Annotated in this window: 1 rRNA gene; it reads right to left on the reverse strand. The window is 53.4% G+C overall.

What is annotated here, in order from left to right:
• Positions 1-440 (reverse strand): 16S ribosomal RNA (locus KGF48_RS19965); the annotation flags it as partial.

The raw sequence follows: 440 nt of genomic DNA on the forward strand, positions 1-440 counted from the left end.
GACTACTGGGGTATCTAATCCTGTTTGCTCCCCACGCTTTCGAGCCTCAACGTCAGTTACCGTCCAGTAAGCCGCCTTCGCCACTGGTGTTCCTCCTAATATCTACGCATTTCACCGCTACACTAGGAATTCCGCTTACCCCTCCGGCACTCAAGTATGACAGTTTCCAATGCAGTCCACAGGTTGAGCCCATGCCTTTCACATCAGACTTGCCACACCGTCTACGCTCCCTTTACACCCAGTAAATCCGGATAACGCTTGCCCCCTACGTATTACCGCGGCTGCTGGCACGTAGTTAGCCGGGGCTTCTTAGTCAGGTACCGTCACTATCTTCCCTGCTGATAGAAGTTTACATACCGAGATACTTCTTCCTTCACGCGGCGTCGCTGCATCAGGGTTTCCCCCATTGTGCAATATTCCCCACTGCTGCCACCCGTAGG

It is taken from the genome of Clostridioides sp. ZZV15-6388 (assembly GCF_020657755.1).
In the GTDB taxonomy this organism is placed as follows: domain Bacteria; phylum Bacillota; class Clostridia; order Peptostreptococcales; family Peptostreptococcaceae; genus Clostridioides.